Source organism: Pseudolactococcus yaeyamensis, from assembly GCF_054658615.1.
Window position 1 is genome coordinate 1 of the sequence record NZ_BAAGGP010000102.1, and the last position, 8,141, is coordinate 8,141.

General features: G+C 42.8%; 8 protein-coding genes. 3 read left to right on the plus strand and 5 right to left on the minus strand.

The genetic code is table 11. The features are described 5' to 3' along the window. Positions 1-130: 130 nt before the first annotated feature. The 3 genes from ACYQ21_RS13800 (at position 131) to ACYQ21_RS13810 (ending at position 2,981) form a co-directional block, all read left to right on the plus strand. Complete coding sequence (locus ACYQ21_RS13800) at positions 131-1,006, plus strand: F0F1 ATP synthase subunit gamma (protein WP_460059106.1); 876 nt, start codon at positions 131-133, stop codon at positions 1,004-1,006. 131 nt (positions 1,007-1,137) lie between these two features. Next, complete coding sequence (gene atpD, locus ACYQ21_RS13805) at positions 1,138-2,550, plus strand: F0F1 ATP synthase subunit beta (RefSeq protein WP_460059115.1); 1,413 nt, start codon at positions 1,138-1,140, stop codon at positions 2,548-2,550. A gap of 11 nt (positions 2,551-2,561) precedes the next feature. Continuing rightward, complete coding sequence (locus ACYQ21_RS13810; protein ID WP_460059107.1) at positions 2,562-2,981, plus strand: F0F1 ATP synthase subunit epsilon; 420 nt, start codon at positions 2,562-2,564, stop codon at positions 2,979-2,981. Between the two features lie 294 nt (positions 2,982-3,275). Here ACYQ21_RS13810 and sdaAA read toward each other — a convergent pair whose 3' ends face one another. The 5 genes from sdaAA to ACYQ21_RS13835 all read right to left on the minus strand — a co-directional run bounded on the left by sdaAA (position 3,276) and on the right by ACYQ21_RS13835 (position 7,620). Beyond that, positions 3,276-4,145: an L-serine ammonia-lyase, iron-sulfur-dependent, subunit alpha gene (gene sdaAA / locus ACYQ21_RS13815; protein ID WP_460059108.1), complete on the minus strand. Its 870-nt coding sequence runs from the start codon at positions 4,143-4,145 to the stop codon at positions 3,276-3,278. A 136-nt stretch (positions 4,146-4,281) separates the two neighbouring features. Further along, positions 4,282-4,953, minus strand: coding sequence for an L-serine ammonia-lyase, iron-sulfur-dependent subunit beta (gene sdaAB / locus ACYQ21_RS13820; protein WP_460059109.1), 672 nt, complete (start codon positions 4,951-4,953; stop codon positions 4,282-4,284). Next, positions 4,950-5,591 carry an HAD hydrolase-like protein gene (locus tag ACYQ21_RS13825; protein WP_460059110.1) on the minus strand — a complete coding sequence of 214 codons (642 nt, stop codon included), beginning with the start codon at positions 5,589-5,591 and terminating at the stop codon, positions 4,950-4,952. The genes sdaAB and ACYQ21_RS13825 overlap by 4 nt, the downstream gene beginning before the upstream one ends. A gap of 139 nt (positions 5,592-5,730) precedes the next feature. Next, a complete protein-coding gene (locus tag ACYQ21_RS13830; RefSeq protein WP_460059112.1) occupies positions 5,731-6,669 on the minus strand; it encodes a biotin--[acetyl-CoA-carboxylase] ligase in 939 nt (312 codons plus the stop codon). Positions 6,670-7,224: 555 nt separating this feature from the next. Beyond that, complete coding sequence (locus ACYQ21_RS13835; RefSeq protein ID WP_460059114.1) at positions 7,225-7,620, minus strand: biotin transporter BioY; 396 nt, start codon at positions 7,618-7,620, stop codon at positions 7,225-7,227. Between the last annotated feature and the right edge of the window lie 521 nt (positions 7,621-8,141).

The window sequence follows — 8,141 nt, forward strand, 5'->3', positions numbered from 1 at the left end:
AATCCGTGAGTCCATTCCAGAACTATTATCTCTGAGAAACGGCTCAGTAGTCAAGTGAAAATTAATATCAATTAGGTAAAAATCGTAGTGGTTAATCACTACTAGAATATATTATACGAGGAGGTTTGCTATGCCAGCTTCGCTAAATGAAATCAAAGTCAGAATTGCATCTACTAAAAAAACAAGTCAGATTACAGGTGCCATGCAAATGGTATCTGCTGCTAAATTGACAAGATCTGAACAAAACGCTAAGAATTTTCAAGTTTATGCCCAAAAAGTTCGGGCGATGACGACCGATTTGATTGGCTCAGAATTATCTGAGGGGTCAAACAATCCGATGTTGATTAAGCGACTCGTTAAAAAGACGGGCTACATTGTCATCACATCTGATAAAGGTCTCGTCGGTGGTTATAATTCAACGATTTTGAAGGCTGTTATGCAGATGTTGGCAGATGATCATGATGATCAAGAAGAGTATGTTATCATTGCCCTTGGTGGCATGGGCGCAGACTTCTTCAAAGCCCGCGATATTAACGTCTCGTATGAGCTTCGTGGTCTGTCTGAACAGCCAACTTTTGATGAAGTTCGCAAAATCGTTAATAAATCAGTTAGTCTTTATCAAAATGAATTATTTGATGAATTGTATGTTTGTTACAATCACCATGTTAATTCTTTGACGAGTCAGGTACGCGTTGAAAAAATGTTGCCGATTTCTGATTTAGACGAAAATGAAGCCACATCTCATCATCAAGAATTTGAACTTGAACCCGATCGTGAGACCATATTGGCACAACTTTTGCCCCAATATGCGGAAAGCATGATTTATGGTAGCATTATCGATGCGAAAACGGCTGAACATGCTGCGGGTATGGCAGCCATGCAAGCCGCAACAGATAATGCCAAAAATGTGATCAATGATCTGACTATCCAATACAACCGCGCCCGCCAAGCAGCCATTACCCAAGAAATTACGGAAATTGTTGCCGGCGCGAGTGCCTTGGAATAGGTATACTCAAATAATTGAGTGTTGACAACTTGCCCCAGACTGTAGGTATCCCTAGTCTATCTGACTTGGGTCACTCACGTTATGGTGCTGAGAAGTTGTCATCTGAATATCTTAATAAAACAGGAGGTAATATGAGCTCTGGTAAAATTTCACAGGTAATCGGACCAGTTGTAGACGTAGAGTTTGCAGGTGGAGAAAATCTTCCTGAAATTAATAATGCGCTGATTGTCTATAAAGACAATGGCGATAAGACTAAAACTAAAATCGTGCTAGAAGTAGCGCTTGAGCTTGGTGACGGTGTTGTCCGCACCATTGCCATGGAGTCTACTGATGGTTTAAAACGTGGCCTTGAAGTTCTTGACACAGGTCGCCCAATCAGTGTCCCTGTCGGGAAAGAAACCCTTGGTCGTGTGTTTAACGTGATTGGTGATACAATTGACTTGGAAACACCATTCCCTGAGGATGCTGAGCGTAGCCCAATTCATCAAAAAGCACCTGCTTTTGATGAATTGTCTACCTCTAACGAAATCCTTGTGACTGGTATCAAAGTTATTGATTTACTTGCTCCCTATCTTAAAGGGGGTAAAGTTGGTCTTTTCGGTGGTGCCGGTGTTGGTAAAACTGTTTTGATTCAAGAGTTGATTCACAACATCGCCCAAGAACATGGTGGTATTTCCGTGTTTACGGGTGTTGGCGAACGGACGCGTGAAGGAAATGACCTTTACGAAGAAATGAAAGAATCAGGCGTTATTGAAAAAACTGCCATGGTCTTTGGTCAAATGAATGAGCCACCGGGTGCGCGGATGCGTGTTGCCTTGGCTGGTTTGACAATCGCGGAATACTTCCGTGATGTTGAAGGTCAAGACGTGCTCTTGTTTATCGATAACATCTTCCGTTTCACGCAAGCGGGTTCTGAAGTATCTGCTCTCTTGGGTCGGATGCCGTCAGCCGTTGGTTACCAACCAACATTGGCAACAGAAATGGGGCAATTGCAAGAACGGATTACGTCGACTAAAAAAGGGTCTGTTACCTCTATCCAAGCCATCTATGTACCAGCCGATGACTATACTGACCCCGCGCCAGCGACAGCCTTTGCCCATTTGGACTCAACGACCAACCTTGAGCGTAAACTCACGCAACAAGGGATTTATCCAGCCGTTGACCCGTTGGCATCAAGCTCACGTGCTTTGACACCGGAAATCGTTGGTCAAGAACACTATGAAGTGGCGACAGAAGTCCAACGTGTCCTCCAACGCTACCGTGAATTGCAAGATATTATCGCTATTCTGGGTATGGACGAATTATCTGACGAAGAAACGACCCTTGTTGGTCGCGCTCGTCGCATTCAATTCTTCCTCTCACAAAACTTCAATGTGGCGGAACAATTTACTGGACAACCGGGGTCATATGTACCAGTGGAAGAAACGGTTAAAGGTTTTAAGGATATTCTTGCTGGTCAATATGACCATTTACCTGAAGATGCCTTCCGTGCCGTTGGGCCAATTGAAGATGTCATCGCAAAAGCTAAGAAAATGGGTTACTAAGGAGGTCTGATATGGATTACATGACAGTCCAAGTCATCACGCCTAATGGGATCTGTTACGATCACCATGCCTATTTTATCTTGTTATCAACGGTTGATGGCGAACTTGGGGTCTTGCCTAACATGATTCCAACGATTGCCTCATTGAAAATTGATGAGCTGAAAGTGCGTCGGATTGACGATGAAAAACACGTTGACTGGATTTCCGTCAATGGTGGGATTGCTGAAGTCCGTGATAATTTTGTCACCATTATTGCCGATTCGGCTGAACGTGAACGCGATATTGATGTGACACGTGCCGAACGTGCCAAACGTCGGGCTGAAAGCGAACTGCAAGAAGCTGAGAACACACGTGATGTCGATGCTGCTAAGCGCGCTGAAGTCGCCCTACATCGGGCGCTTAATCGCTTGCGAGTTTCGGGTCACAAATAAATTGATACTACACAAAAACCTTGTCATTTGATAAGGTTTTTTGGTTCAAGTGAGTGAGTATCAGGTGAAATATCCTACTGTTTCTCAGAAAGTTTATGAGTTCATCAAGTAATCAATTATTTACCGATTTCGAATTGTTTTGCTGAATTATAATTGATTGATAAGCGATATAAAAATAGACGATAACCAATTTCAATTAGCTATTTAGCATCTATTCTTTAAAAGCTCTTTATATTAAGGCAATAAGAAAAGCTCAGAATGTCAATATTCTGGGCTTTTCATCTCTATTTCGATTTAACCAAATATCTCAGCCTTTAATCGTTTGCCTGTTGGTGTTGCAGCAAGTCCACCTTCGGCTGTTTCTCGGAAGGCACTAGGCATGGCTTGTCCGACTTGATACATGGCTTGGATAACTTCATCAGTTGGAATTCTGGACTCGATACCAGCTAAAGCCATGTCAGCTGCAACGAGTGAGAAGCTTGCACCCATGGCATTACGTTTAACACAGGGCACTTCGACCAGTCCTGCTACAGGGTCACAGATGAGACCGAGGAGATTTTTAATGACAAAGGCACAGGCTTGACTGGCCTGATGGGGATTACCATCAGCGGCTATAACTAGGGCAGCTGAAGCCATGGCGGCGGCTGAACCGACCTCAGCTTGACAGCCACCTTCAGCACCTGAAATCGAGGCGTTGTTAGCGATGACGAGGCCGAAAGCGCCAGCGGTGAATAAAAAGTCCACTTGCTGTGCTTCAGTCAACTGAAGTTTATCAATGGCAGTGGCGAGAACTGCTGGGACACATCCTGCGCTACCAGCGGTTGGTGTGGCACAGACGAGCCCCATCTGGGCGTTGCTTTCGTTGACGGCCATGGCATTTTTCGCAGCGGTCAAAACAGTTTTCTCTGATAGGGTGCGACCAGATTTGATATAGCGATCAAGTTTGAGGGCATCGCCATCGGTCAAGCCAGTGCGGGATGTTTTTTCTGTCATACCGTTGTCAATCGAAGCTAACATGACTCTGAGATTTTCTGACATGAGGGCGATAATTTCGCCACGCGTCCGACCAGAAGTTTCGATTTCGGTCGCAATCATCAACTCAGAGATTGACCCGTCGAACTGCTGTTCAGCTTGCGTGACTAATTCGTGTATTGTGTAGAACATGACTACTCCTTTAGCGATTGAGGAATGAAAGGACGAAGAACTTAGGGAAATTGCTATGTACAGTAGACTTGATTTTTGAAAAAAATCTTAGTCGCTGAACTACCGCTTAGCCGTTGGACGAGCTGCTCCTTTAAAGTTAATCAAAGAAATTGACATTATGCAAATTGTCAATGGCCTTGATTTCGGCGAGGGCTTGGTCAATATCACGGGAATCAATCTCGATAATCATGATGGCTTTTTCACCCGCATTTTCCCGCGTGACGTTCATTTGTGCGATGTTGATGTTGTGTTTTGACAGGCTGTCCGTGACTTTGGCAATCATGCCGGGGACGTCTTGATGGACGATAATCAGGGTCGGCGTGTTCATATTCAGGGCAATGTCAAAGCCGTTTAGCTCAGTCACTTGGATATTGCCACCGCCGATAGAAACGCCTTTGATGGACATAGTCTTGGTTTCAGACTTGATGATAATTTTGGCAGTATTGGGATGGTCAGCTTTTTCGTCTTTGTGAATATGCCAAAAGACTTTAATCCCAGCCTTATCGGCAATTTCCAAAGAATCTGGAATCCTAGGATCATTTGTCTCCATGCCTAAAATCCCCGCCACTAGCGCCGAGTCTGTCCCATGGCCACGGTAGGTTTTAGCGAAAGACTGGTAGAGATGAAACGCGACTTCGGTCGGTTGGTCACCGAAAATCGAATGCACAATTTTACCGATGCGAACAGCACCGGCAGTATGTGAGCTTGATGGCCCAATCATGATGGGACCCATGATGTCGAAAACGGATTTAAATTTCAAATTTCTCATCTGATTTTCTCCAAAAGTTGTTGCGGGTGGGCGATGATGATGTCACTGCCAGCCTTCTCAAGCTCAGTTTTATCACCAAAACCCCAGAGGACACCGATAGTCTTCGCTACCTTGTTTTCCACTCCCCCAATGATGTCATAGTCTCTATCCCCAATCATGGCCGATGTTTCAGGTGTCGACTGTGTGTTGATGAGTGATTTCCTAAGGACGAGGGTTTTGGAGTGGGACTGGGGGGTATTGCCAAAAATTCCCTGAAAATATTGCGCTAGATTGAGTGACACAAGCATTTTTTTGGCAACATCTTCTTTTTTGGAAGTGGCGATGTAAAGTTTGTAATCTTGCTGTTGTAGCGCATCAAGCATCTCCAAAATACCGTCGTAAGGTTCGGCTTCGTGCATACCTTTTGCGGCGTAGTAGCTACGATAAGTTTCGATGGCTTTTTCAGCCCATGCGTCATCACCATTTGAGAGGGTTGCAAATGTCTTTTCAAGGGGTGGACCGATGAAGGTGTTTAATTCGTTATCGGATAACTGAGGATATTTCATTTCATCAAATGTATGATGAAAACTGTTAAGGATCCCTCTGGAGCTTTCCAGAATGGTTCCATCTAAATCAAAGAATAAATTTTTTAATGTCATGAGTCTATTTTATCATGATATGCGAGGATTTGAAATGGGAAATGTGAGGATTAACCGAGGAATTTTGTGATACCTTGAAGAGGTGACTTAATCAAATAAAAAGTGCAAGGGCTCTCAAATTTGAGAGTCACTGCACTTTTTAGATGGTTTCACCGGCCACTAATTTTTGCAAACCATCTGCTGTTTCGAGGACTAATCGCCCGTCGTTATCAATGCGGACAGCCTTGCCACTTAAAAGTTGCTGACCACATTGAATCTGGACAGATTTGCCCAGATCGCTGAAATGTGTGCGATAATCCGTCAGGAATTTGCCATCTTGGTAAGTATTGTAGAGGCTCAAAAAATGGTCAATCAGAGAAGCAGCGACTTGGTTGCGAGAAATCGCGAGTTGACTGGTAAGGTAGCCCAGCTCAGTCTGTTTGTTGGTCAAGTTTAGCCCGATGCCAACGATAAGAGCTGAGTAGGTCTGCGTTTCAAAATTAACGATGGCTTCGGTTAAAATTCCACCAACTTTTTGGTCCTGATAATAAATATTATTAATCCATTTAAAGTCTAAATTAATGGCAAAAAGATCTTTAACTGTTCTGCTAACAGCAACGGCGATACTGGTCGCTAGAAGTTGAGGCACGACTTGATTTTCTGGCGTAATCGGGAGCGCAAAACTGAGATATAAGCCCGTTTGGGCAGGCGAGTCAAAGACACGACCAAAATGGCCAGTTCCTCTGGTCTGGATATTGGCGATAACCACAGTTGGTTCACGCATCTCACCACTGACTAGTCTTTGTTTGGCATAGACATTGGTCGAAGGCAGGCTGTCAAAAACTCGGACGGCGATAGTATGCTGTAGCTCATGTGTGATACCTGCAACACTCATTTTTTCATCCGGAATATACCGATAGCCTTTCCCAGGCCCGCGCTGTCTCTCAATTGTAAAGCCATCAGCGGTCAATTTGGCGATAGCCTTCCAAATTGCTGCCCGCGAGAGTTTCAGCTTGGCTGCTATTTCTTGGCCAGAGACCCATTCGTTTTCATGGTCAATTAATAAATTCAAAATGATTTCTGCTGTTGAAGTTGTCATACTTCATTCTAACATAAATACCTTAAACCTTACTCAAACAATGCTATCATGATAAGCACTATGTTTAGGTAATCAATTGTTATTTGCCGTGATTTTTAGCATACTGAAAGTCAAAATGTTTGTGTTTTATCATGCTCTAAAATAGATATGCGCATGTAGTTGACAGTTGGTATTGAACGGATGTTGATAAATAGAACAAGCCACTAAGTGATGATAAACCTCGCCAGTCATTTGAGTGCGACAAACGCAACACATCACACTTAAAATTTGTCTAGAACTGACTGTAAAAAAGCCATCATGATACAAGTAGCAGGCAAAATATTGTTGACAACTGGCGCACTGATTCGCAATAATATCTTGTTCACTATGCCAATGCTGACAGCGACCAGATTTGTCAACTTGTAAGCCAAATATCTCAGGCATATAAATACTGTCTAAATCGTGTGTGTAAAGTAACTGTGAGCGTACTTGCAAGGATTACCTTGATGCTATCACCTGTGAGATAGGTTAATTGTAGAAAGAGGGATTGGTGTAAGGGCATCTTTGTGACAATCGTTAGACCAAATGCGCCCATGTATCAATAAAAAGAACACCACAGGTTAAGATGACAAGAAAAACACTAAAAAAGGACAAACGATTTAATTGATTTAATTTTATGATACCGAACCCGATCAACCCAGCACTAATAGGATAAGCCCATAAATAACCAGCAGTTGTACCCAAAAAACGTGCGAATCCACCAGAACCACCAGTTAAAACAGGTAAACCGAGCATGGCAAGTAATAGAAGCAGCGTAACAGTGATGAAACCTTTGCGCCCCCTAAGTAAAGCACCTGCTAGCATGATGCCAAGATTTTGGATGGTTATCGGAACAAGGGGAAGCGGCACATAAGCCATGACAATGAGCGCAGTTAAGACAATAGCTGATAATGTGAGGTGATGTGTTTTCATACCCCCTCTTATTGTAAACATCATATTTTTTGAAGTTTACAATTATTAGTATAGAAAATAATAGACCTGTGTCAAGTAGAAAATGAAAATTAGAACAGAAAATGAGGTTGGCTATAAAAAATACTTGAAAAACTATTTATAGACGGCACAGTTTTTCAACGGAACATCTTAAAATAGTCGTTCCCTATTTCAAGTCTTGAAGTTATCATCACGCAACCTAACATAAATTACTAAAAAGTAACTTTTCTAGTGATTCTTCAGATTTTTTTGATATAATCCCGAGTTTGACAGTTAAAAATCAGAAAAACACTATTCCGCCTTGTGATATAAGGAGTTATAGCGTTTTGTTCTCAATTATTTTTGTTGTATACACACCCCTCTTGCGAATTGTCTTAGCTCCTCTAACACAACATACTGTTTCTCCCAATCAATTTTAAGTTGCTTATTAAGCGCAAGGAAATCTTCATTGCCAAATACTTCCCAATAGCCTTGCGATAGCTCCTGACATTTCGCAGAATTCA